Below are 23,767 nucleotides of genomic sequence, written 5' to 3'. Positions count from 1 at the left end.
GCGATTGCTCCAAAGGGTGATCAGGGCAGGGCGGCTTCCACCAGTTCAATCCAGTGCCGGACCGGGGTTCGACCCGCGCCGTCGAGGTGGGACTGACAGCCGATATTGGCGGTGACAATGATTTCGGGATGCCCGCTCTCCAGCGCATTGAGCTTGTTGTCGCGCAGTTGCCGGGACAGTTGCGGTTGAGTCAGTGAATAGGTGCCCGCCGAGCCGCAGCACAAGTGGCCATCGGGCACGGGCGTGAGGTTGAAACCCAGACGTGTCAGCAGCGCCTCAACCGCGCCGCCGAGTTTTTGCGCGTGCTGCAAGGTGCAGGGGCAATGGAACGCCAGGCGCTGGTCGCTGTGGATACCGAGGGTTTCCAGCGGTTCATCGCGCAGCACTTCGACCAGGTCCCTGGCCAGTGCGCTGATCTTTTGCGCCTTCTCGGCATAGGCCGGATCGCTGCGCAGCAAATGACCATAGTCCTTGATGAACGCACCGCAACCGCTGGCGGTTTGCACGATGGCTTCTGCGCCGTTTTCAATCGCCGGCCACCACGCATCGATGTTGTGCCGTGCGCGATCAAGGCCGGCCTCCTGGGCGTCGAGGTGATAATCGACCGCGCCGCAGCACCCGGCTTCGCGGGTGGGTATGACGCTGATACCGAGTCGATCCAGCACCCGCGCAGTGGCGGCGTTGGTGTTGGGCGACAGCCCCGGCTGCACGCAACCTTCGAGTATCAGCATTTGCCTGGCGTGGCGCACCGTCGGGCGTGGTTTGGCCGGGTACACACGGCGAGGCAACTTGGCCTGCAAGGTGTTCGGCAACAAGGCACGGAACACCTGACCACCGCTCACCAGCGCTTTGAACAATCCCGGGTTGGGTACCACGCGGCGCAACCCTTCGCGCAATAAACGCTGCTCGAGCGGGCGCGGTACGGCGGCGTCCACCACCGCGCGACCAATGTCGAGCAAGTTGTGGTAATCGACGCCGGAGGGGCAGGTGGTTTCGCAGTTGCGGCACGACAGACAACGGTCCAGATGCTGCTGGGTTTTTTGCGTGACTTCGTTGCCTTCCAGCACCTGCTTGATCAGGTAGATGCGACCTCGCGGGCCATCCAGTTCATCGCCGAGCAATTGATAAGTCGGGCAGGTCGCATTGCAAAAACCGCAATGCACACAGGTGCGCAGAATGCGTTCGGCTTCTTCGGCGCGGGGTAGTTGGCGAGCCTGGTCGCTGAGCGTGGTTTGCATGGGTCAACACTCCGCGTACAGGCGACCGGGGTTGAAAATGCCCCGTGGGTCAAGTTGCTGTTTCAGGTTCTGGTGGTAGCGCATCAGTGCAGCAGGCAATGGTTGGAAAGGGCTGTCGATCAGACCGTGGCTGTAACAGGTCACATGCCCGCCGACCTCGCCGACGATCTTGCGAATGAACGAGGCTTGCGCCTCGGATTTGAGCCAGCGCTGTGCGCCGCCCCAATCGATCAGTTGAACGCCGGGCAAAGACAGTCGGGGTGTGTTGTGGGGCAGGGACAACCGCCAAAGAGGCTGGTCCTCATCAAAGAAACTCAGGCGATGTTCGTTGAGGTCCGCCCAATAGTTCGCGTCCAGCCGCTCGCCGCCCAATCGATCATGGGCCGCCGCCACCGAGCCTTCGCCGCCCTCAAGCCGCAGGTGCAGGCGTTGCCCGTCGTGGCACGCGGCGCTGATCGGCAAGGGTTGCTGGCCCCATTCCGCGAGGCGCAGCAGGGCGCGGTCACTGTCGATGTCCAGGCTGATGCTCAGGCATTGACGCGGTTTGGGCAGGACTTTGAGTGACACTTCAGTCACCACCCCCAGCGATCCGTAACTGCCGACCATCAGGCGCGACAGGTCGTAACCGGCGACGTTCTTCATGACTTCGCCTCCGAAGCGCAGATGCTTGCCATGCCCGGTGATCACCCGCGTACCGAGGACAAAGTCCCTGACCGAGCCTGACCACGGGCGTCGAGGCCCCGACAAGCCGCAGGCAATCATGCCGCCGACGGTGGCGCCTTCGCCGAAGGAGGGCGGTTCGCACGGCAGCATCTGCTGTGCGTCGTCCAATACCTCAGCCAGTTCTGTCAACGGTGTGCCGCAGCGGACGGTGATCACCAGTTCGGTCGGGTCATAGCTGACGATGCCCCGGTGGGTGCGCGTGTCGAGCACTTCACCGGCAACGATCCGTCCCAGGAATGCCTTGCTGTTGGAGCCCTGAATGCGCAACGGCGTGGCGTTTTGCAGCGCCTGGTTGACCTGCTCCAGCAGCGCGGCGCTGTCATCCATGTCGTGTTCGCTACGCATCAGAAGCGCTCCAGATCGGGGAAGGGCAGCTGCCCCATATGCACGTGCATCGCGCCAAACTCGGCGCAGCGGTGCAGGGTCGGAATGTTCTTGCCGGGGTTGAGCAGGCCGCCTGGGTCGAAGGCAGCTTTGACCGCATGGAACACGGTCAGCTCATCGCTGTTGAACTGCGCGCACATCTGATTGATCTTCTCGCGACCCACGCCGTGTTCGCCGGTAATGCTGCCGCCGACCTTTACGCACAACTCGAGGATCTTGCCGCCCAGGGATTCGGCGCGATCGAGCTCGCCGGGCTGGTTGGCATCGAACAGAATCAGCGGATGCATGTTGCCGTCGCCGGCGTGGAACACGTTGGCCACCCGCAGGCCATATTCATCCGAGAGTGTCGCGATAGCCCGCAACACACCGGGCAGTTCGCGGCGCGGGATCGTGCCGTCCATGCAGTAGTAATCCGGCGACAGCCGTCCGACGGCCGGGAAGGCATTCTTGCGCCCGGCCCAGAACCGCACGCGCTCGGCTTCATCGCGGGCCTGGCGGACTTCGGTGGCGCCAGCCTTTTCCAGCACGTGGCGCACGCGGTCGCAATCATCATGGACATCGGCTTCAACGCCATCGAGTTCACAGAGCAAAATGGCTTCGGCGTCGACGGGGTAGCCGGCGTGGATGAAGTCCTCGGCGGCGCGAATCGCCAGGTTGTCCATCATCTCCAGGCCGCCGGGGATGATGCCGGCGCCAATAATGTCACCCACCGCGCGCCCGGCCTTTTCCACGGAATCGAAGGCGGCCAGCAGGACTTTGGCGGTTTGTGGTTTGGGCAGCAGTTTCACCGTGACTTCGGTGATGACCCCGAGCATGCCTTCGGAGCCGGTGAACAAGGCCAGCAGGTCAAAGCCGGGCGAGTCGAGCGCGTCGGACCCCAGCGTCAGGTATTCACCCTCGACGGTCAGGATGTCGATTTTGAGCAGGTTGTGCACGGTCAAGCCGTACTTGAGGCAATGCACGCCGCCGGCGTTTTCGGCGACGTTGCCGCCAATGGAACAGGCAATCTGTGAGGACGGATCCGGCGCGTAATACAAGCCAAACGGCGCCGCCGCCTGGGAAATCGCCAGGTTGCGCACCCCCGGCTGAACCCGTGCGGTGCGGGCGGCGGGGTCGATGTGCAGGATGTTGTTGAAGCGCGCCATCACCAGCAGCACGCCTTTTTCCAGCGGCAGTGCACCGCCGGACAACCCGGTGCCGGCGCCACGGGCAACCACCGGGACGTGCCGCTCATGACAGACTTGAAGGATGCCCTGGACTTCGTCTAGGTGGCGCGGTAACACCACCAGCAGCGGCGTGGTGCGATACGCGGAGAGCCCATCGCATTCATACGGTCTGAGCGCTTCTTGCTGATGCAGGATGTCCAGATCCGGCAAGCGTGCCCGTAGCGCCTGGAGCAGGGCGGCTTTGTCGACCTCGGGCAAAACGCCGTCGACGCGTTCGTCGTAAAGAATGTTCATAGCCGGATCGCGACCCTCGGTTGTTTTTATTAGAGGTCAGGTTTCGATGATAGGTCCCTCGCCAACGTTAGCTCACTTGCGCTAGAGCTGATTTGATTTTGACCCACTCAATAAGAAACCGGGCGTCTTCAAGACGCCCGGTTTGATTTTCAGCATGGTGGTTGATGGTTTATGGAACGACTTTGCCGAGTAAAACCTTCGGCCCGACAATGGCCGGCTTCTGGTCATAACCCAGCTCGGCCAGGAGCTTGCCCGTGGCGCGGACCAAGGCATTGAATGTCGGACGCTTTTTGGATGAGCGCAGCGTCTGGGCGAGCGCGTAGGTGAACGCGCCGTACGAAATCACGCCGTGACGGTACTCATACGACAGTTGGGATTCCCCGCAGGCGTACATGAGGATCGGCAGAAAAGGGCCATCGTGTTTGTAAGCGATGCGGCGTCTGTTGTAGAGCTTGTCGTCGTACCCTCGTACCGCAATGGCCTGGCCGACCCGGCGAATGCCGTCGCGATTGCTCACGGTGTTGGCGGCTTCTGCCTTCTGCGCGTTCTTGCGCGCCTCTTTCACCCAATCGCGCTCGACCCACATCTGCAGACTGGCCTCCCAGCGCAGGGCGCGATGGCGGATGTCATCCGGTGGTGTCAACCCTCGGGCACGCCGCGCGCCTTCACGCGTCATGCCGCCCGAGTGGCAGCAATCGAAGATGGTAATGAACTGTGTGTTGTACGGCAGCTGGATGTACAGGTCGCGAAAGTCGTTGTCGACGATGGCGTGCTCCGGCGTCCAGTCGAAATCCCAGGGGCACAGACATTCATCGATGCGATCGGCCTCGCCGGCGGCATTGGTATTGGGAATCTGCGCACCGTGCCCTGAGTAGAACAGCACTCGGCGATCACCTGCCTGGGCGTCGTCGAGCAACCAGTGCAGGCGATCGCGAATGCCGGCGGTGGTGGCGCGGTCATCGAGCACGACGCGGATGTCATCCGGAGAGAAGTTCGACTCTTGCAGCAATGAACTCATCAGGAACACGTCATTGACGCAACCCTCGAGCCGGTCCGAAGGGTTGGGATAGTTGTTGATCCCGATCAGCAACGCCTTGTCTCGCGAACGACGTGCGGTTTGTGCCTTTGGCACGGCCAGACCGAGTGATTTGTCGACGGCGAGCAAACGTTTGTCGAACCCCCTGGCGAGGCCGACCTGTAACAGCGGGCCCCAGACATTGGACCGGGTTTCGGGGTGACCGAGGTAGTACGTTGCATCGTGATTGAGCGCGTCGCCCGGTTTGTCGAAAGGCGTCATGACTTGAGTGAAGTTGGCATCGCGCAGGTACAGCGGTGCGGTAAACACATGATCGTGTTCGTTGTAGAGGTGGTACCACTTGTATGCCGTGTCAATGCCTTCGATACGTCCGCCGAACGTCTCGCGTACTGCAGGGTTGGCAATCTGCGAGCCGAACGTGATCAGCACGCGCTTGTTCATCAGCGACGGATCCCGACGGAACGTGTCATAGGCGACCAGTGTTCCTAGGCTGTGCGCACAGACGATATCCGGTTCTGAGTCGTTGATGCGCGTGGCGAGGTCTTTTCGCAGCGTGGTTCGCAGCGCCTCGTCGGCGGTCCATTGGGCCACCATGCCGGCCGTCCAGCGCAGGCGGTCGGGAAACTGCCCGATGCCGCGATCACGCCGGAACAGATCCCCGACTGAATGGATGACGGCGCTGGTCAGTAGACGCAGCGTCGCTTCGGCAATTTCCGGCGCGCCCAGACCGCTGGACGCAAAGCGCGCGTCATACTCGAAATAGTCCAGTTCGATCACCGCATTGGGCGCCACGCTCAGCACCGCCGTGGTAATCGACCGTTTCCAGGATTGCTCGAAACTCTCATCCGCTTCTTCATGGCCAATGCCATGCACGCACAGAACCTTGATCTTCATGTCCATTTCCTTGAAGTGATGTCTGCTGGCGTTATTTGCATGAACAAGCGGTTGTTGTCATCGGCTTGATAAGAGAACTAACTGCCTGTTGGTGCGTTGAGTTGAGCATATTCGATTAGCAAAATCCGACTGGGCTTTTTTATGATTAATTGGAATCAGTCAGTTGTTTTTAATTTAGAGCATTGCTATTGGGGTGAACTTCTAAGGTGCGAGTGAAGGCCTTACGGTTCGGGGTGTTGAGGAAAGCGCCTCGCCAAGAAGTGCTGATGTTATTGAGGTTTAGGCTCGGTTAAAGGTGTCAGGTTTTATAAGTGTCTTGTTGGTGTTACACATGCGAAGGAATTATCTAATGTGCAGCACTTATCCAATAAAGCTGACTCAGACGTTGTACCCGTCTTATTAAACTTTCGTGGCCGGAAACCCTCTCGGATTCCCATTCAGCCTCACCATGCCCCCGTGCTGAAAACGCCGCGACTGTCGTGAAAACGACCTCTTTACGCTGAACGCGAACCTTCGCGACTTTTCTGTTGAACGACTGTTCAGCTTCGACTATGTTGATGGCCACCTCCCCGGCGGGTAGCGCGGGCTGGCGTTTCTTCAATTCGAACGAGGCACTGGCATGCGGTTTTCACCTTTTGTTGAGCGGATTTCAGGCGACGGTGTGGCCGCCTGGGATATTCACAATGCAGCCTTTGAAGCCCAGCGCCGTGGTGAGGATGTGATCATTCTCAGCGTCGGTGACCCGGATTTCCCAACTCCCGATTTCATCACCGATGCCGCCATCGAAGCGCTGCGCGAGGGTGACACTCACTACACCGAGATCGCCGGTCGCCAGGCCTTGCGCGAAGCCATCGCCAACCGCTACAGCCCATTGCTCGGCCGTGAGGTGCAAGCGCCGAACGTGATCGTCGCGGCCGGGGCACAGAACGCGTTGTTCATCACCTCGATGTGCCTGCTCAACACGGGCGATGAAGTGATTGCCCTGGACCCGATGTACGTGACGTACGAGGCGACGCTCAAAGCCTCGGGTGCAACGCTGGTGCGGGTGCCGTGCTCGGCGGATTGCGGTTTCAGGCTCGATGTCGCTGTGTTGGCCAAGGCCATCACCCCGCGCACCCGGGCGATTTTCTTCTCCAACCCGAACAACCCCACCGGCGTGGTGCTCAACCGCGAAGAGCTGCAAGCCATCGCCGACCTCGCCATCGAACATGACCTGTGGGTGGTGGTCGACGAAGTCTACGAAAGCCTCGCCTTCGAACGCGAACACCTCAGCCTCGCGGCGTTGCCGGGCATGGCCGAGCGCTGTGTGGTGGTCGGCAGCCTGTCGAAATCCCATGCCATGACCGGCTGGCGGATCGGCTGGATCGTCGCCAACGAAGCCTTGATCGCCCACGCGGAAACCCTGGTGCTGAGCATGCTCTATGGCTTGCCGGGGTTTGTGATGGAGGCGGCGCTGAAAGCGGTGCAGGCCCACGAAGACGTGACCCACGGCATGCGCGACATCTATCGCCGTCGGCGTGATCTGGTGGTCACGAGTCTGTCCAACTGCCCGGGCATTTCAGTGCTCAACCCCGATGCCGGCATGTTCGTGTTGATGGACGTGCGGGACACCGGGCTGACTTCGCTGGAGTTCGCCTGGCGCCTGTTGCGCGAGGCGCGCGTGTCGGTCCTCGATGCGGCGGCGTTTGGCGAGCCGGCGCAAGGCTTTGTGCGGCTCTCGTTCACCCTCGGAGAAGAGCGCTTGGCCCAGGCCTGTCAGCGTATTCGCGATTTTGTCCTGATGCTGAAAGGTGAGGCGCCACGACCGGTGATCAGTCGCGTCACCTGCGAAGCCACCGTTGTCCCCGTCACGTCCAAGACCATGATCGAAGTCGATGGCCTGCACAAACGCTTCGGCAATATCGAAGTGCTCAAGGGCGTCTCGCTGACGGCCCGCGAAGGCGATGTGATCTCCCTGATCGGAGCCAGCGGCTCGGGCAAAAGTACTTTGCTGCGCTGCATCAACATGCTCGAAGTGCCGGACCAGGGACGCATTCTGGTGGACGGCGAAAGCATCAAGCTCAACCACGACCGTCCCGGCGCGCCACTGGTGTCCGACGCCAAACAGCTGGTGCGGATCCGTTCGAGCCTGGGCATGGTGTTTCAGAACTTCAACCTCTGGCCCCATCGCACGGTGCTGGAAAACCTCATCGAAGCGCCGACCCAGGTCCTGCGTGAAAGCCGTGCCGAAGCCACTGAACGGGCTGAAGCCTTGCTGGAACGCGTAGGGCTTGCGGCCAAGCGCAACGAGTACCCGGCGTTTCTCTCCGGGGGACAGCAACAACGGGTGGCCATCGCCCGGGCCCTGGCCATGCGGCCCAAGGTCATGCTGTTCGATGAACCCACCTCGGCACTCGATCCGGAACTGGTCGGCGAAGTGCTGCGGGTGATCCGCTCCCTCGCGGAAGAAGGCCGGACCATGATCCTGGTGACCCATGAAATGGCCTTTGCCCGTGATGTGTCGTCCAAAGTCGCCTACTTGCACCAAGGGCTGATCGAGGAAACCGGTTCGCCGGATGAAGTGTTCGTACACCCACGCAGTGAACGTTGCCGACAGTTCGTCAACGCACATCAGACTCGCTAAAACATCATAAAAAGACGGGGAAAAATCATGGGAAATCGACGTTTGGCAAACTGGTTTACCGGCGCGGCCTGCTTGTTGCTGGCTGGCATGAGCGCGGCGCAGGCGCAACCGATCCGGTTCGCGGTCGCGGCCGAACCCTATCCGCCGTACACCGAGAAACAGGCCAACGGTGAATGGAAGGGCTTCGAAGTCGACCTGATCCACAAGCTGTGCAGCGAGATGAAAGCCGAGTGCGAGATCAAGGAAGTGGCGTGGGATGGCATCATCCCCTCATTGCTGGCGAAGAAGATCGACGTGATTTTTTCCTCGATGTCGGTGACTGAAGAACGGGAAAAACAGATCGCCTTCAGCAAGGCTTACTACGATTCGGTGATCGCGATTGTCGGGCCGAAGGACGCTTCTGTTAAGAAGTACCCGGATGACCTCAAGGGCAAGACCATTGGCGTGCAGAACTCCACGGTGAGCGCCAGTTACCTGAAGACGTACTACTCAAACATTGCCGACGTGAAGTATTACGACACCCAGGACTCGGCCAACGCTGACCTGATTGCCGGTCGTATCGATTTGATGATGGCGGACGGCACGGCCATGGCGGCCTTCGTCCAGACCCCGGATGCCAAGGACCTGGCCTACCTCGGCGCAGTGCCTTACGACCCGATCTTCGGCAAAGGCGTGGGCGCCGGCCTGCGCAAGGACGACACCGAGCTCAAGGCCAAACTCGACACGGCCATCAAGACCTTGCTGGCGAGCAAGGACTATGACGACCTGTCCCAACACTACTTCGGCACCAGTGTGAAACCAGCGTTCTGATAGAGATCCTGTGGCCGATGCAAAACCCTGTGGGCGCGAGCAAGCTCGCGCCCACAGGGTCCGGTGGTGCTTTAACGGGAGAGTGAAATGCCGGCAATGTTCGATTTGATCAATTTCAGCGAACAAGGATGGGGCAGTGCGCTGTTGAAAGGGCTCTGGATGACCCTGCAGATTTCCGCCGGGGCGTTTGTGCTCGGGCTCCTGATCGGGCTGGTGGTGGCCTGCCTCAAGCTGGGCGCGCCGAAACCGATCGCGGCACTGATGCGCAGTTACACCACGTTATTCCGTGCGGTTCCGGAGTTGTTGCTGATCCTGCTGCTGTACTACGTCGGTTCGATGCTGCTCAATTCGCTGATGGCGCAGATGGGCTACGACACGGTGAATGTCAGCGGTCCGCTGGCGGCGATTGTGGTGCTGGGGCTGGTGCAGGGCGCGTACGCCTCGGAGATTTTCCGGGCGGCGATCCAGGCTATTCCGTTCGGTCAGATCGAGGCAGGCAAAGCGTTCGGCTTGAGCGGCTTCGGCCTGTTCCGACGGGTCACGCTGCCGATCATGGCGCCTTACGCCATGGCCGGGATGGCCAACCTGTGGATCAACCTGATCAAGGACAGCGCATTGATCAGCGTGGTCGGCACCAACGAGTTGCTGTACACCGCCAAGCAAGGCGCGGGCTCGACGCGTCACTACCTGTTGTTCTACCTCACCGCCGCGGCGATGTATTACGCCGTGACGCTGGTGTCCAACTACCTGTCGGGACGGCTTGAGCGACGCATCCGTCGCTGGATGCCTTTGGCTGAGTGAATGAAATGATTCCAGCGTGGATAGTTGAATACGCGGCGCTGTTGGGCCGGGGGCTGCAAACGACCATCACCATTTTGTTGATTTCCAGCGTGTTCGGTTATGCGCTCGCGGTACTGGTGGCGCTGGCCCGGATCTCGAAAAACAAAGTGATCGCCAAGGTCAGCCTGTTCTATACCAGCGTGACGCGCGGTACGCCGTTGCTGATCCAGATCTACATCTTCTACTACGGCCTCGGCAGCCTGTTTGCGCAGTTCCCGTTGATTCGCGGCAGCTTCCTCTGGCCATACCTGCGCGACGGTTACTGGTACATCGTGTTTGCCTTGGTGGTGTCGGTGGGGGCCTATGTCGGCGAAGTGATTCGCGGCGGGTTGCTGGCGGTACCCAAGGGTGAGATGGAAGCCGCGTCGGCGTTTGGCATGACCCCGCGCCAGTTGTTGCTGCGGGTGCGTTTGCCCAGGGCATTGCGTCTGCTGTTGCCGACCCTGGCCGGGGAAACCGTGATGCTGCTGAAGTCCACCGCTCTGGCCTCGACCATTGCGATTGTCGATCTGTTGGGCGCCGCCAACGTAGTACGTGCGCAAACGCTGCAAGTGTATGAACCGCTGCTGTTGGTGGCCGGCGTGTATGTCTGCCTGACGTTCATGATCGAAGCGCTGTTTGCCTTTGCCGAACGGCGCGGGACGCCCGTGCGCAGGTCGGTGTAATGAGTACGCCAAGGATGGTCGACCGGTCGTTGCAAGGCATAGGCCTGTGCACCTTGGGTTATACGTTCCTGGCCCTGCAGGACGCCGCCATCAAGCGGCTGGTGGCGGATTATTCGGTGGTCAGCATTCTGTTCTGGCGCGCCCTTGTGGTGGTCCTGGCCTGTCTGCTGGCCGGGCATTTGCGTTTGGTCCAGCGCGCCTGGCGCTCGCCGAGCCGACGCTTGCTGGTGGTGCGCGGGTTGTTGTCGATTGTTGCCTGGGTGCTGTATTACACGGCGGCCCGGGACCTGACCCTGGCGGAAATGACCACGTTATATTTTTCCGCACCGATCATGGTTACGGTGCTGGCGGCGGTGATTCTCAAGGAACGCGCCAGCGGCTGGCAGTGGCTCAGCCTGATCATCGGTTTTGTTGGTGTGATCATCGCCTGCCGCCCGAGCAACCTGGTCGATCCGGTGCCGGTGGTGCTGACGTTGTTGGCGGCGATGTGCTGGGCGTTCACCTACATCCAGTTGCGCCAGGTGGATGAGCAGACGTCCGTGCTCGAACAGATGTTGATCACCAACGTGGTGTTTGTGATTTGCATGGCAGTGGCGTTGCCCTGGACCTACACACCCGCACCCACCCCCGCGTGGCTCGGGATGCTCGGCGCCGGGCTGGTTGGCGGCATCGGCCAGTTTCTGCTGTTTGCCAGTTTTCAGCGGGCCACGGCCACGTTGCTCGCACCGTTCGAATACACCGGGCTGATCTGGGCGTTCCTGTTGTCGAGCCTGATCTGGGGCACGCTGATGGACGTGTCGCTGATGGTCGGTGCCGGGCTGATCGCCGTCAGCGGCACGCTGGCGATGATCTTCGGCCGTCACCCCTCACAGGACGTCGTCGGTGCTGAATGCTCCGTGTCGCAACCCCTTTATCCAGCAGCGACAGATGTGGAGGCCGTTGGCGGGGCTGAAGGTTTCGGGGTTCAGGCACCACTCGATCCAGAGACCGTCGAGCATCGCCGATAAACCGATGGCGGCCAGGCGCGTGTCGTGGATCACGAAGCCTTCACTGGCCGCCATGTCATCCAGCAGTTGGCGGAGCAAGTCGAGGTAGGCGCGGTAGCTTTTTTCGTGGGACTGGCTGACGTGTTCGGAGTGCCGGATCAGACTCCAGAACACCACCCAGACCCCAAGCAATTGCGGGTCCATGACCCGAGGCGAGAAGGAGCCGGTGAGGAACGCGTCCATCTTCTGCGCGGGCGTGCCGGCCTGCTGGATTTCCTGTAGCAGGGCGGTGGTCAGCTCGCTGGCGATCTTTTGATAGGTGTCGGCAATCAACGCATCGATGCTGCCGAAATGGTGATTGAGCAACCCCACGGACACCCCGGCCTCGGTGGCGATGCGGCGCACGGAAATGCCGGCGTGACCGTCGCGCACCAGGCAGCGCAGGGTGGCGGCCACCAGCATTTCACGACGCTCGTCCGGTACTGCACGGCGGTTTTTTGGGGTGGGGATTGTCACAAGGAGTCCTTGGGTGTGTTGCCTGGTTGGCGAGCTTAGTTGAACGTGCGTTCAATCTCCAGTTCGGCCTTGGCAACGTGTCGGTTTTTAACGTTCGTGACGCGGGAGGACTAGCAGATGGTGCAGGATGTTTCGTTCAGTGTTCGCAACAACAACGGTGACCCGGTGCAGGTCAGCGCTTGGCGCTACGACGGCAATGGCAGCGGGCCGACCGTGCACCTCCAGGCCGGGGTGCATGCGGATGAAATCGCCGGGATGCTTGTATTGCATCTGCTGATGCAGAAGCTTGAGGTCGCCCAGGCCCAAGGGCGGCTCAACGGCCGCGTGACGGTTGTGCCGCAAGCCAATCCGCTGGGCATCGGGCAGTTTCGCCAGGGACGCATTCTTGGCCGCTTTCACGACGCTACCGGGCATAACTTCAACCGCGGGTTCGACCAGTCGGTCGCCATGGCCCAACCCTCGACCAACGTCCAGGAATGGCAAAAAAAACTGGTGCAGCTCGCGGCCCCGGCGGACGTGATGCTCGACCTGCACACCGATGACGAAGCATTGCCCTACCTCTACGTTCACCGCCGTTTCTGGCCCCGTGGCCGTGCACTGGCCGCCGCGATGAAAATGGACGTGGCGATCATCTGGGATGACGGCGGCGATGGCTCTTTCGAAGAGACCCTCATTGCGCCATGGCTGCGCGACGGCGTCACCGACCAGCGCATGGCGGCGACACTGGAGTTGCGCGGGCAAGGCGACGTCAGCGACCGGTTTGCCGAGCAGGACGCCGAAGGGTTGTACGTCTGGCTATGCGGCTGCGGGGTCATCGATGAGGCGCAGGCACCCGATGACTGGCCCGTCGAGGCGATGGAAATGGGCCACATGGAAACCATTCTGGCGCCGCAGCCCGGCGTGCTGATCTTTGAAAAAGAGTTGGGCGATTTCGTCGAAGAAGGGCAGCGCTTTGCGCGGATTCTGCGGCGGCCGGGCGATCCATCGTCCGAGATGGTTTTGGTCGCCGAACAAGCGGGGCGCATGGTCACCCGTTATCGCGATCGGCTGGTGTCCCAGGGCATGGTGGTGGCGAAATTCACCGGCAGCCGGGTCTCGCGCAACTGGAGCGGCGGGTTGCTGGACCCAAACTAGGCATTGCTTTGGAGCGTGGTGGCGAGGAAGTCGGCGAACGCCCGCGCTGCCATGCGCGTCGTGCGTCCCAGTGGAAAGTAGGCGTGCACGGGCAGGTCTGCCATTTTCCATTCCGGCAGCAATTGCACCAGATCACCGCTGGCCAGTTCCAGGGCGCTGGCCCAGGACGTCGTTGACACGATGCCGAGGCTGCCGGCGGCGGCAGCCAGGGCGCCTGCGGTGTCATTGGTTGAGAACTGTGGCGTGAGATCGACGCAAGCAACGTTACCGTCGCGTTCAAACTGCCAGGACGAGGCCTGCGCGCCGGCCGGACCACCGACGATCCGGTGATGGGCAAGGTCGTTCGGCAGGGTGGGGGTGCCGTGGCGCTTGAGGTAGGCCGGCGACGCGACGATCACCCGATGCATGGTGCCAATCCGCCGCGCGGTGCCGGCCAGGTCCGGCAGGTGACCCACGCGAATACCGATGTCGACGGCCTCCTTGACCATGTCTTGCCACTGGTCTTCGAGCATCAACTCCAGATGCAACTGGGGATGACGCTCGGTAAACGCCACCAGCCTGGGGATGACCACACGAATGCCCATCGTCGACGGCATCCCGATGCGCAGCAACCCGCGTAACTCGCCGGTCTCGCGCACGCTGTTTTCGGCGTCGTCGACGGCCGCCAGAATCGGCTCCATACGCGCCAGAAACTCCAGGCCGGCCTCGGTCGGCACCACCGCCCGGGTGGTGCGCGACAACAGACGTGCCCCCAGGTTGGCCTCCAGCTCGGCAATCATCCGCGACACCTGGGACTGCGCCAGCCCGCTTTCACGTGCGGCTGCCGAAAAGCTTCCGAGCCGTGCGACGCGGGTGTACAGCCTCAGGGTGAGGATGTCTTTCAAGGGCATGGCAGCGTTCCTGTTGTGGGCGAGCAAAGGCATTGATGCTGATCCGAGATAAATCTTAGCTTGATTCGACGGCTACCGGAGGATCTGGCCGGACGGGATAGTGAGACACCTGCTGCCGTAGCGCGGCTGATTCCACACCTGATTGATGGAGATGACCATGGGCTTTTTACAGACCCTGACCCAACGCAATGTGGCGTTCGCCGCAAACGGTTTCGCTGCCGATTTGAAGATCATTCCTTCGCAGCACACTCTGATCCTCGGCTGCGTCGACCCCCGCGTCGACCCGATGGATGTGCTCCAGCTTGAGCCCGGTGAGGCCGCGGTGATCCGTAACGTCGGCGGCCGCGTGAACCCGACGCTGTTTGAGACGATGGCCATTCTTGGCACCGTTTCGCGTGTTGGCGGCGTGGCGGTGGGGCAAGGCTGGAACCTGATTGTTCTGCACCACACCGATTGCGGCATTCGCGGTTGCTACCACCATGCGCCTGAATTGCTGGCCAAACACATGGGCGTCGCGACAGACGAGTTGGCAGCGCTTGAAATCGACGACCCTTATAAAGCGGTGGCGGTTGACGTGGCGGCACTGAAGGCCAATCCGAACCTGCCGGGTGGTTTCACGGTGACGGGGCTCGTGTACGACGTGACGACCGGGCTGATCGAAACGGTGGTTCCTTCCGGGTTGCTGCGCCCCGATTAAATGAGATGGATGTAAACTGCGCGCCTGATACGCAACAGCCCCTTTTCACCTCAAGCGCGAGATCCTCATGGCTAACCAAGACATCACGTTCATCCCTGATCCAGACCAGGACTCCATCTCCTCCGACGTTGCCGGTTTTGGCGGGCTGCTGGTCTCCACTCAGATCCCTACCCGCGCCGACGGCAGTCTGGAACTGGGTGGCATCGTCGAGCAGAGCGAATGCACGCTGCAAGCGCTCAAGTCAGCCCTGGAAGGGGCTGGCAGTTCGATGGATCGGGTGTTGCACCTGACCATCTACCTCACCGACATGGCGGATCGCGCCGCGTTCAACGAGGTCTACAAGCGTTTCTTCGCCAAGCCGTGGCCGGTTCGCGCCGCTGTGGGCGTGGCCGCTTTGGCGGTCGAAGGCATGCGTGTGGAAGTCACCGCAATGGCGGCCAAGGGCTGAATTATTGAGCGGGATTGGAGCCTGTAGCGCACCAATCCCGCTCAATGTTTACGGCTGGGTTGGCAGCGGCGGGGTGCGCGGCGGGATCAAGCGTTTGCTCCCGGTGGCTTCAAACGCCGACGCCAGGCGCAGCAGCGACGAATCGTCATAGGCGCGACCGGCGAACGTCAGCCCGACAGGCATGCCGATGTCCGGCATCACGCCCATCGGCACCGTGACCGTCGGAACGCCGAGGTGGCGGATGGCGAGGTTGCCGTTGGCGACCCAAATGCCATTGCTCCACGCAATGTCCGCAGACGCAGGATCGACATCGGCGTTCGCCGGGCCCACGTCGGCGACAGTCGGGAACAGCACGGCGTCCAGTCCCAGGCGATCCATCCATTGCTCAAGATCGATACGCCGTGTGTGTTCAAGCCCGCGCAAGCCATCAGGCACGGTGGTGATCTCGTTCCACGGCGTAATGCCGCGTTCGGCCATTCGCACGTATTCGTCCATGCCGGCCGCCAGATCGCCCTCGCGGTTAGGCAGCGTGCCGGGGTCGTGCGGGAATATCAGCGGTCCATTCACATCGACCAGACGGTTCAGTTTCGGATCGCCATTGGCCTGAAGGAAATCATCGAACGCCCAGGCCGTCAGGTCCCACAATTCATGGTGCAGGAACTCCTTGGAGACGATGCCGCGATTGAACACGGTCGGCGCGCCCGGACGGTCACCTTCGCAGTTGGAGACCAGCGGGAAATCGACTTCGACGACTTCAGCGCCGGCGGCTTCGAGGGCCTTGCGAGCCGCTTCCCAAAGACCGATCACCGAGGCGCGGGTGTTGATGCGCTGCCCGGTCGGCCCGCCGATACCCGGCGCCTCGCTGGTGCCCGCTTCAAGATCCTTGTTGATGTACATGCGCGGCACACCGAAACGCTTGCCGGCGAGTGCGTCCGGTTGCGCGGCCAGGTCATGATAGGAAGCCGGGCGCACCGAGGAGACACTCGGAATCGGCACCCAGGGTTGCATCCGCCACAGATCGCCGCGTGTGTCCGGGTCTTCGGCCACGACAATGTCGAGCACCTCAAGCAGGTCCGCCATGGTCCGGGCGAACGGCACGACCACGTCCATGGTCGGTGTCAGCGGCCAGTTACCGCGCACCGAAATCACCCCGCGCGAGGGCGTGTAGGCGCACAAGCCATTGTTCGACGCCGGGCCGCGCCCACTCGACCAGGTTTCTTCCGCAAGGCCGAACGCGGCGAAACTGGCAGCAGTTGCGGTGCCGGCACCGTTCGACGAACCCGAAGCGAAAGGCGCGGTGAGGTAGTCCGCGTTGTACGGGCTCTCGGCACGACCATAGACCCCGCGCTGCATACCGCCGTTGGCCATGGGCGGCATGTTGGTCTTGCCCAGACAGATCGCACCGGCACCGCGCAGGCGTTCGATGGTGAACGCATCGCGATAGGCCATCAGATTGGCGAAGGCCGGGCTTCCGGAGGCGGCGGTCAGCCCCTTTACCAGATAGCTGTCCTTGGCCGTGTAGGGGATACCGTCAAGCGGGCCCAGCGTTTCGCCTTTGGCCCGACGGGCATCCGACGCTTGCGCTTCCTTGAGTGCATCGGGGTTGCGAACCACCACCGCGTTGAGGGCGGTAGGGGTGTCGGCGCCGTCGTAGGCATCGATCCTGGCGAGATAAGCCTCTACCAACTCGACCGCCGTGGTCTGGCCGGATTCAAGCGCAGCACGCAGTTGCGCAATGGAAACCTCAGTGACTTCAATCATGCTGTGACCGCCGGCGATTGATGGGAGACGTGGGATTCAGGGGCATCACTTATCTGAAAATGGGGGTTCATATCGATTCTCGTTGCACTGCATGACGCGGGGCAGGGGCTGGACGGGTGACCTGAGCGTTGCATTTTGGCATTAAGCCGGTGGCAGAGGAAACGCTGTGCGCAGATCGTGCCGGACGGGGCGCCGTCAGTCAGTGGCGCTCGAGCGGTGGGCGAGCGGCAACTATCATGAGGCGGGTCAAAACCATCATGAAGAAGGTGATCACTGTATGAAGAAGGACGAGCCCATTGCACAGGCTGCCGTGACGCAGGACGCCTCGGCGTTGATAGACGACAGAATCAAGGAACTGGGCGATTGGCGGGGCGAGATGCTCGGTCACATTCGAACGTTGATCCGCCAGGCCGATCCCGAGGTGGTCGAGCAATGGAAGTGGCGGGGCGTGCCGGTCTGGTCACACGCCGGGATCCTCTGCACCGGGGAGACCTACAAAAGCGTGGTCAAAATGACCTTCGCCCAAGGCGCGGCGCTGGAGGATCCGGCAGGGCTGTTCAATGCCAGCCTGGAAGGCAATACGCGACGTGCCATTGATGTGCATGAGGGCGAAAAGCTCGATGAAAAGGCGTTGGAGGCACTGATCAAGTCCGCCGTGGCGCTCAACCTGTCGCGGGCGGCCGCTCGGCGTAAACCGGCCAAGTGAGTACAAATCGGGATAACACCAGCGCAATTTTTTGTCGGTAGTACCAATTGGCCATCACCTCCGTTAGAGTGTGCGCCGCCCGAGAGACGGATCCCGGGCACATTCTCATGGAGTTTTTCAGTGAAGTACCTCAGTAAAGTTGTCGCGGTTGCTCTGTTCGGTCTGGTTTTGGCGGGTTGCACCGGTACCCCGATGAACACTCAGCATTACGATGCCAGTCAATACACCGTCCTCGGCCACAGCGAAGCATCCGCTACCGGCCTGTTGCTGTTTGGTGTGATCCCGATCCGGCAGAACAGCCGTTTTGTTCGCGCGCAAGACGCGGCGATCAAAGCCAAGGGCGGCGACGCGATGATCAACACCCAAGTGCAGGAAAACTGGTTCTGGGCCTGGGTCCTGACCGGTTACACCACCAAAATCTCCGGTGATGTGGTCAAGCTGAAAAACGTTCAGTAAGCCCAGAGTCCTGCTGATAGGTGGGGAGGCGTAGACGAAAAAGCCCGCACAGGGCGGGCTTCGGATTTCGAGTAGGTGGCCAGTGCTGGTTTCTGGCTTACAAGGTTTATCAGGACTCTGACAGAACAGTGTTATGTACTTCTGCTTCACACGGCATAAGGGCTGGATCTCAGCGCGGAGATCTTTCTAACCGTGTACCCTTCGGGACGTGCCCCACGTCTCCTTGCTATCCGCTTGCGCATCAGTCTGCGTCTTCACCTACACCTTGAGAATAGCAAAGCATGCGCAGTGTAAAGCGCGCTTTTTAGACCGATTTCGTCCTGTGAAAAACATTGCAGGACGGAAAACTGCTATCGGCACGGCCCGCCCCGAAAGGCGGGCTGTTCCAGCAGGCCGGATCACACCAGATTGATCTCGACATCGATGTTGCCACGGGTCGCTTTGGAGTACGGGCAGGTTTGATGAGCAGCGTCCACCACGGCGCGAGCGGTGGCTGGATCCAGGCCTGGAAGGCTGACATTGAGGCGTGCTTGAAGGAAAAAAGCGTTGTCGATTTTGCCCAGGTCGATTTCGGTATCCACGGCCACGTCGCTTGGAAGGGCGACTTTCAATGCGACTGCCGCCTTACCCATCGCGCCGATAAAACACGCCGACCAACCTGCCGCCAGCAACTGTTCCGGATTGGTGCCGCTGCCCGACGAACCGGGAGGGGACAGCTTGATGTCCAGGCGTGCGTCCGAACTTTTGGACTGACCGTCACGGCCGCCGGTGGTGTGGGTTTTGCCGGTGTACAGCACGGTGTCGATTTGATTGATCATGGCAAGTTCCTGCTGAGGGTTTAGGGCTTGTTTATGCAGGTCGCGGGTTCAGGGAAGTCCTTGCGACGTGGCGCACTTTTGCACCCTCATGTCGTGCGTATGTGTCTGGAATCGGCCGTTGTGTATCGCTGTGTAAGATCGCCGGCAAACATACAGATCGATACCATTCAGCCCGTCGCAATTGCATCTGATAGGCTTCTGCGCCAGACAATTCCCACTTTCAGGCGCACTCAATGTTCAACATTCGTGTCATGACCCTGGACGATTACGAGACGGTTATCGAGCGATCATGAGTCTCGTGGGTTTGGCAGTTCTGATTAACACGCGAACCGCTTTTGTGCCTGAATAGGTCAACTGTTTGTCATTCCTACGGTCAGCCATCCCCGGCTCACTCACCCAACCCCGCCCGCCGCAGTCCCTCCGTAAACCGTGCAAGATCCTCCGCACGCTGAATAGGCAGCCAATCCCTCAAATTAGAAACCCGCAACATCGGATCCAGCGCTCGCAGGTGCTGCATGGCCTGCTTCGCTTTGTCCATTCGTCCGCTGAGCGCGTAACTGGCCGCCACCAAGGCCACCGGGGCCAGCAGATTGGGCAGGTTGCCCAAGGCTTTTTCCGCCCATTGCGTAGCGAGGTCGAAGCGGCCGGCGAAGAAGTGCGCGAGCGACATCCCGATCTGCATCCTGAACATTTCGGGGTCCACCGGACTCAAGCGAACGGCATGGGTCAAGTCCTTGATGGCGCCTTCAGTTTCACCGCGCAGCGCGCGCAAGACGCCGCCCAGGAACCAGGCGGGGGCGAGGTTAGGGTTGAGCAGGCGTGCCCTGTCGAGCAGCGCTATGCCCCCATCGACATCACCGGCCAGATGAGCAAGTGCATGTCCGCCGCGCGTCAACGCGACGGCATCGTCGCGTCCAAGTGTCACCGCCAGGCGCGCAAGCCGTGTGCCTTCGGCGATTTCTGCAGGCCGGTCGCTCATCCAGCCATTGAGCTTGCGCCAGAAGTGGCACCAGGCGGCCATGCCATAGGCTGAGGCGAATTCGGGGTCGAGTTCTATGGCTGTGTTGAACATCGGCAGGGCATCCGCGATGGCTTCGCGGGTGCCGCTGTGCAGTTTTGCCATGGCCCTCAAGTAATAATCGTAGGCGTCCAGGCTTTCGGTGGGTTTGCGTTTGGCGCGTTCGATTTCTGCCCGTTCCAGTTGCGGCGCGATGGCACCCACGACACTTTCGGCGATTTGATCCTGCAACTCGAAGATGTCGTCGATCAGGCCTTCGAAGCGTTCCGCCCAGAGGTGCGTGCCACTGGTCGCGTCGATGAGTTGCCCGGTGATGCGCACCTTGTTCCCGCACTTGCGCACGCTGCCTTCGAGCACGTAGCGAACGCCCAGCGTCTGACCGATGCCCTGGATGTCCACCGCCCGACCTTTGTAGGTGAAGCTCGAATTGCGCGCGATGACGAACAGCCAGCGGATCCTTGAAAGGGCGACGATGATGTCCTCTACCACGCCGTCGGCGAAGTATTCCTGCTCTGGATCGCCGCTCAGATTCTGGAAGGGCAAGACCGTAATCGACGGTTTGTCCGGGAGAAGCAGCGCAGAGGAGGGCGTTTGCCTGGAGGCCGTGTGTTCGTCGACGCCAGGGTGTCGCGCTTGCTCGCTGTTGTCGACGTTGATGTGCCCGACGAAGCGGTAACCCTTACGGGCAATTGTGCGGACAAGGCGCTGCTCTTCGCCCGTATCGCCGATGGCTTTACGCACCGCATTGATGTGGCTGGTGATCGTCGACTCCGAGACGATCCGGCCGCTCCACACGGCCTTGAGCAAGTCGTCCTTGCTGACAACGCAATCGCGGTTGCACACCAGGTACAGCAATAGATCGAAAGTCTGCGGCCCGACGGCCACGACTTGCCCACGCAAGGTCAATTCCCGGCGCTCTTGATCGAGCACGAAGTCTTCAAACGCGAATTGCAACGTGGGCGTCCCCTGGCAAAGCGCCTTCAACTCCGTGTCCCAGGCTGCTGGTGATATTTAGTTGAGATTGATAATACGGCAGCTCGAAACCCGTTGCATGGTCTACGGTGACGATGGACGAATAACCACTGCTTTGGACGCAAATCCAATCGTTCATGAAGGTAAATCCAAGCCCGCTGCAAGGACTTGCCGCGTGCGCGCATGCAATCTCTCTACACCGACGCAATGGTTGCCGTCGACACGTGGAGAACAGCCATGAAGATCGTAGTTATCGGAGGCTCCGGCCTCATCGGATCGAAACTTGTGAACACCCTTCGCGAGCGCGGCCACGACGCGGTCGCCGCCAGCCCCAGCACGGGCGTGAACAGCATCACCCGCGAAGGCCTGGCCGCAGCGATGGATGGTACTGACATCGTCGTGGACGTGGCGAACGCGCCGTCGTGGGAAGACCAGGCCGTGCTTGATTTTTTCGAAACATCGACGCGTAACCTGCTGGCCGCCGAAGCGGCCGCCGGGGTTCGTCATCACGTAGCCCTGTCGATCGTCGGTAGCGAACGCCTTCCCGACAGCGGTTATTTCCGGGCCAAGGTCGCGCAGGAAAACCTGATCAAGGCATCCGGCATTCCTTACACCCTCCTGCGTGCCACGCAGTTCTTCGAGTTTGTCGAAGGCATCGTCCAGTCGTTCGCCGTCGGCGAGGAGTTCTGTGTTTCGCCGGCGCTGATCCAGCCGATAGCGTCCGACGATGTAGTGGCGGCGCTGACCGAAGTGGTGCTGGCAGCACCGGTCAATGGCACGGTTGAAGTCGGCGGCCCGGAAGCGATGCCGATCGACGAACTCGCCAGGCGTTTTCTGCGGGTGACGGGGGACAGCCGCAGGGTCTCGCCGGACGTGCACGCCCGTTACTTCGGTGCCGTGCTCGACGATCAATCGCTGGTGCCTGGCAAGAACCCACGGTTGGGGGCGATCTGCTTCGAAGACTGGATCGCTCAATCGAAGGCCCGGTAACGGCTCGCGCCCTCACATTCCCACCCACGAAGGAGCCATCCCATGGTTACTCGAATCCTGTTGGCCGCGGCTTTCGCAGCGCTATCGATCAGCGCAGCGTCTGCTGCTGAGCCGCCCCACGGCAAGGTGACGGTCGTGTTCGACCGTCCTATTCCCAATCTTCCTGGCAAGAGCATGAAAGGCGTCGTCGTCGAGTATGGGCCAGGCGCTGCGTCGCCATCCCACACCCATCCGAAAACGGCCTTCATCTATGCAACTGTCCTGGAAGGCTCGTTTCGCATCCAAGTCAAAGGTCAGCCGGAAAAGATCTACCACGTCGGAGAAAACTTTGTAGAGGAGCCGGGTTCCGTGCACTTGGTCAGCGCCAACGCCAGCGACACCGAGCCTGCACGCCTCCTGGCGGTGTTCGTCCTCGACACCAGCGAAAAGGAACTCGTCACACCGATCAAGAAGTGAGCTGAAACCCATGACCATCTCGACGCCCGCACGGTTGCACCAGCTGCGGTCGAACAGCACGATTTCACTGGCGGCCGGCAGGTGCGAGACATAGCGCTGGAAATATGGTCCGAGTCCCGACAGGGGTGGAAGTCGCCATGCTGGCCGGGGGATGTGACGGACAAGTGACGATGAAGACATCGCAAAAAAACGTGTTGTCATCCTGGTGTCACCTAACCCATGGCAGGATCCTCGCAAACCGTCTTGAACGCTCAGCGGAACTCCGTCCGCGGGCTGATGAAATTGCCAGGAATCCGCCCCATGAAAGGAGACGCCTCCCTGTTTGCAGCCATCGACCTGGGCTCCAATGCGTTTCGCATGATGATTGGCCAACCGGTCAAACGGAACCAGAAGTGGATGATTCACGAGGTGAAAACCCTGCGTGAACCTGTCCGTTTGTCGGAGGGTTTCCAAGGTGGAGCGCTGGATGAAATGGCGCTGGACCGTGGTTGGCAGGCGCTCTCGCGATTCGGCAAAAAGCTACGCGGATTTGAGCCGGGTCGGGTGCGGGCGGTGGCGACCAGCGCAGTGCGCGAGGCCGACAACGCACAACTGTTTTTGGCGAGCGCCGAGCGTCATCTCGGCTTTCGGATCGATGTGATTTCCGGGTACGAAGAGGCGCATCTGGTGTACGCCGGTGTGGCCCATTCGATCCCCAGCCCGCAGAGCATGCGACTGGTGGTGGACATCGGCGGTGGCTCTACCGAACTGATTCTGGGGCAGGGCACTCAGCCGCTGTTAACCGAAAGCATCGCGATTGGCAGCGGCACCTTTGGCGCGCGTTATTTTTCCGGTGGTTGCATCACGGCTCCGGCGTTGCTGAAGGCGGAGCGGGTGGCCACGCTGCAATTCGAAAAAGTGGCGCGGCGTTACCGTGCCCTGGGTTGGCAGCAGGCCATCGGCTCGTCGGGGACGGCACGGATGCTCGCCAAAGTGCTCAAGGCCAACGGCATGAACGACGAAGGCGAAAGCGGCATCACCTACAGCGGCCTTTTGCGCCTGTCGTTGCGCCTGCTGGAAGTGGGGCATGTGAAGCAACTCAAGCTGGCCGGCCTGCAAAACCATCGCTTGAGCACCCTGCCGGGTGGGCTGGTGGTGATGCTGGCGGCATTCAAAGTCTTCGGTATCTCGCAAATGACGCCTTCCGAAGGCGGGTTGAGGTTCGGGGTCCTGCATGACCTGATGGCCCGGCATTGAACCCCGCCCC

The 23,767-nt window shown here is 61.1% G+C and carries 21 protein-coding genes and 2 pseudogenes; 13 read left to right on the top strand and 10 right to left on the bottom strand.

Annotation, left to right across the window (positions count from 1 at the left end):
* Nucleotides 1-20: 20 nt before the first annotated feature.
* The 4 genes from glcF to J2X66_RS13775 all read right to left on the bottom strand — a co-directional run bounded on the left by glcF (nt 21) and on the right by J2X66_RS13775 (nt 5,735).
* Complete coding sequence (gene glcF / locus J2X66_RS13790; protein WP_310265130.1) at nt 21-1,238, bottom strand: glycolate oxidase subunit GlcF; 1,218 nt, start codon at nt 1,236-1,238, stop codon at nt 21-23.
* Between the two features lie 3 nt (nt 1,239-1,241).
* On the bottom strand, nt 1,242-2,306 hold the full coding sequence (gene glcE, locus J2X66_RS13785) for a glycolate oxidase subunit GlcE (RefSeq protein ID WP_310265129.1): 1,065 nt from the start codon (nt 2,304-2,306) through the stop codon (nt 1,242-1,244).
* Entirely contained in the window at nt 2,306-3,805 is a 1,500-nt protein-coding gene (gene glcD, locus J2X66_RS13780; RefSeq protein ID WP_310265127.1) for a glycolate oxidase subunit GlcD, read from the bottom strand. Before glcD ends, glcE begins: the two co-directional genes overlap by 1 nt.
* A gap of 169 nt (nt 3,806-3,974) precedes the next feature.
* Complete coding sequence (locus J2X66_RS13775) at nt 3,975-5,735, bottom strand: caspase family protein (RefSeq protein WP_310265125.1); 1,761 nt, start codon at nt 5,733-5,735, stop codon at nt 3,975-3,977.
* A 619-nt stretch (nt 5,736-6,354) separates the two neighbouring features.
* Here J2X66_RS13775 and J2X66_RS13770 point away from each other — a divergent pair.
* The 5 genes from J2X66_RS13770 (at nt 6,355) to J2X66_RS13750 (ending at nt 11,680) form a co-directional block, all read left to right on the top strand.
* Complete coding sequence (locus tag J2X66_RS13770) at nt 6,355-8,358, top strand: aminotransferase class I/II-fold pyridoxal phosphate-dependent enzyme (RefSeq protein WP_310265123.1); 2,004 nt, start codon at nt 6,355-6,357, stop codon at nt 8,356-8,358.
* A gap of 27 nt (nt 8,359-8,385) precedes the next feature.
* On the top strand, nt 8,386-9,168 hold the full coding sequence (locus tag J2X66_RS13765) for a transporter substrate-binding domain-containing protein (RefSeq protein WP_310265121.1): 783 nt from the start codon (nt 8,386-8,388) through the stop codon (nt 9,166-9,168).
* An 87-nt stretch (nt 9,169-9,255) separates the two neighbouring features.
* A complete protein-coding gene (locus J2X66_RS13760; RefSeq protein WP_027924737.1) occupies nt 9,256-9,969 on the top strand; it encodes an ABC transporter permease in 714 nt (237 codons plus the stop codon).
* A gap of 5 nt (nt 9,970-9,974) precedes the next feature.
* Nucleotides 9,975-10,673 (top strand): ABC transporter permease subunit, encoded by a 699-nt coding sequence (locus tag J2X66_RS13755; protein WP_310265118.1) that lies wholly within the window; start codon nt 9,975-9,977, stop codon nt 10,671-10,673.
* Entirely contained in the window at nt 10,673-11,680 is a 1,008-nt protein-coding gene (locus tag J2X66_RS13750) for a DMT family transporter (RefSeq protein ID WP_310265116.1), read from the top strand. Before J2X66_RS13755 ends, J2X66_RS13750 begins: the two co-directional genes overlap by 1 nt.
* Here J2X66_RS13750 and J2X66_RS13745 read toward each other — a convergent pair.
* Nucleotides 11,636-12,121: pseudogene (locus J2X66_RS13745) on the bottom strand (TetR family transcriptional regulator C-terminal domain-containing protein); the annotation flags it as partial. The gene J2X66_RS13750 and the pseudogene J2X66_RS13745 overlap by 45 nt on opposite strands.
* 171 nt (nt 12,122-12,292) lie before the next feature.
* Here J2X66_RS13745 and J2X66_RS13740 point away from each other — a divergent pair.
* Nucleotides 12,293-13,309 carry a succinylglutamate desuccinylase/aspartoacylase family protein gene (locus tag J2X66_RS13740; protein ID WP_310265114.1) on the top strand — a complete coding sequence of 339 codons (1,017 nt, stop codon included), beginning with the start codon at nt 12,293-12,295 and terminating at the stop codon, nt 13,307-13,309.
* On the opposite strand, the gene J2X66_RS13735 is transcribed toward J2X66_RS13740, so the two are convergent.
* Nucleotides 13,306-14,199, bottom strand: a complete 894-nt coding sequence (locus J2X66_RS13735) for a LysR family transcriptional regulator (RefSeq protein ID WP_310265112.1) — start codon at nt 14,197-14,199, stop codon at nt 13,306-13,308. The two genes, J2X66_RS13740 and J2X66_RS13735, sit on opposite strands and share 4 nt — an antisense overlap.
* A gap of 157 nt (nt 14,200-14,356) precedes the next feature.
* On the opposite strand from J2X66_RS13735, the gene J2X66_RS13730 reads away from it, so the two are divergent.
* Nucleotides 14,357-14,896 carry a carbonic anhydrase gene (locus J2X66_RS13730; protein ID WP_310265111.1) on the top strand — a complete coding sequence of 180 codons (540 nt, stop codon included), beginning with the start codon at nt 14,357-14,359 and terminating at the stop codon, nt 14,894-14,896.
* Nucleotides 14,897-14,963: 67 nt separating this feature from the next.
* Nucleotides 14,964-15,344, top strand: a complete 381-nt coding sequence (locus J2X66_RS13725; protein WP_027924731.1) for a RidA family protein — start codon at nt 14,964-14,966, stop codon at nt 15,342-15,344.
* A 48-nt stretch (nt 15,345-15,392) separates the two neighbouring features.
* On the opposite strand, the gene J2X66_RS13720 is transcribed toward J2X66_RS13725, so the two are convergent.
* Nucleotides 15,393-17,105: an amidase gene (locus J2X66_RS13720; RefSeq protein ID WP_310265108.1), complete on the bottom strand. Its 1,713-nt coding sequence runs from the start codon at nt 17,103-17,105 to the stop codon at nt 15,393-15,395.
* 277 nt (nt 17,106-17,382) lie between these two features.
* On the opposite strand from J2X66_RS13720, the gene J2X66_RS13715 reads away from it, so the two are divergent.
* Nucleotides 17,383-17,811, top strand: coding sequence for a DUF1801 domain-containing protein (locus tag J2X66_RS13715; RefSeq protein ID WP_310265106.1), 429 nt, complete (start codon nt 17,383-17,385; stop codon nt 17,809-17,811).
* A 120-nt stretch (nt 17,812-17,931) separates the two neighbouring features.
* The gene (locus J2X66_RS13710; protein WP_310265104.1) at nt 17,932-18,267 is read left to right on the top strand and encodes a hypothetical protein; all 336 of its coding nucleotides are present in this window, start codon (nt 17,932-17,934) and stop codon (nt 18,265-18,267) included.
* Nucleotides 18,268-18,665: 398 nt separating this feature from the next.
* Here J2X66_RS13710 and J2X66_RS13705 read toward each other — a convergent pair whose 3' ends face one another.
* Both J2X66_RS13705 and J2X66_RS13700 read right to left on the bottom strand, forming a co-directional pair.
* Nucleotides 18,666-19,085, bottom strand: coding sequence for an organic hydroperoxide resistance protein (locus J2X66_RS13705; protein WP_310265102.1), 420 nt, complete (start codon nt 19,083-19,085; stop codon nt 18,666-18,668).
* 388 nt (nt 19,086-19,473) lie between these two features.
* Nucleotides 19,474-21,057, bottom strand: a complete 1,584-nt coding sequence (locus J2X66_RS13700; protein ID WP_310265100.1) for a winged helix-turn-helix domain-containing protein — start codon at nt 21,055-21,057, stop codon at nt 19,474-19,476.
* Between the two features lie 255 nt (nt 21,058-21,312).
* Between J2X66_RS13700 and J2X66_RS13695 the strand changes: the two genes are divergently transcribed.
* On the top strand, nt 21,313-22,065 hold the full coding sequence (locus J2X66_RS13695) for an SDR family oxidoreductase (RefSeq protein ID WP_310265099.1): 753 nt from the start codon (nt 21,313-21,315) through the stop codon (nt 22,063-22,065).
* Nucleotides 22,066-22,107: 42 nt separating this feature from the next.
* Nucleotides 22,108-22,521 (top strand): cupin domain-containing protein, encoded by a 414-nt coding sequence (locus J2X66_RS13690; protein WP_310265098.1) that lies wholly within the window; start codon nt 22,108-22,110, stop codon nt 22,519-22,521.
* Between the two features lie 3 nt (nt 22,522-22,524).
* On the opposite strand, the pseudogene J2X66_RS13685 reads toward J2X66_RS13690, so the two are convergent.
* Nucleotides 22,525-22,626: pseudogene (locus J2X66_RS13685) on the bottom strand (polyphosphate kinase 2); the annotation flags it as partial.
* 195 nt (nt 22,627-22,821) lie between these two features.
* On the opposite strand from J2X66_RS13685, the gene J2X66_RS13680 reads away from it, so the two are divergent.
* On the top strand, nt 22,822-23,757 hold the full coding sequence (locus J2X66_RS13680; protein ID WP_310265097.1) for a Ppx/GppA family phosphatase: 936 nt from the start codon (nt 22,822-22,824) through the stop codon (nt 23,755-23,757).
* Nucleotides 23,758-23,767: the final 10 nt, after the last annotated feature.

The sequence above is a fragment of the Pseudomonas sp. 3296 genome, from assembly GCF_031456615.1.
Classification (GTDB): domain Bacteria; phylum Pseudomonadota; class Gammaproteobacteria; order Pseudomonadales; family Pseudomonadaceae; genus Aquipseudomonas; species Aquipseudomonas mucoides.
The sequence above is the reverse complement of the archived record's forward strand: the minus strand, read 5'-3'. Positions and strand labels throughout refer to the sequence as shown.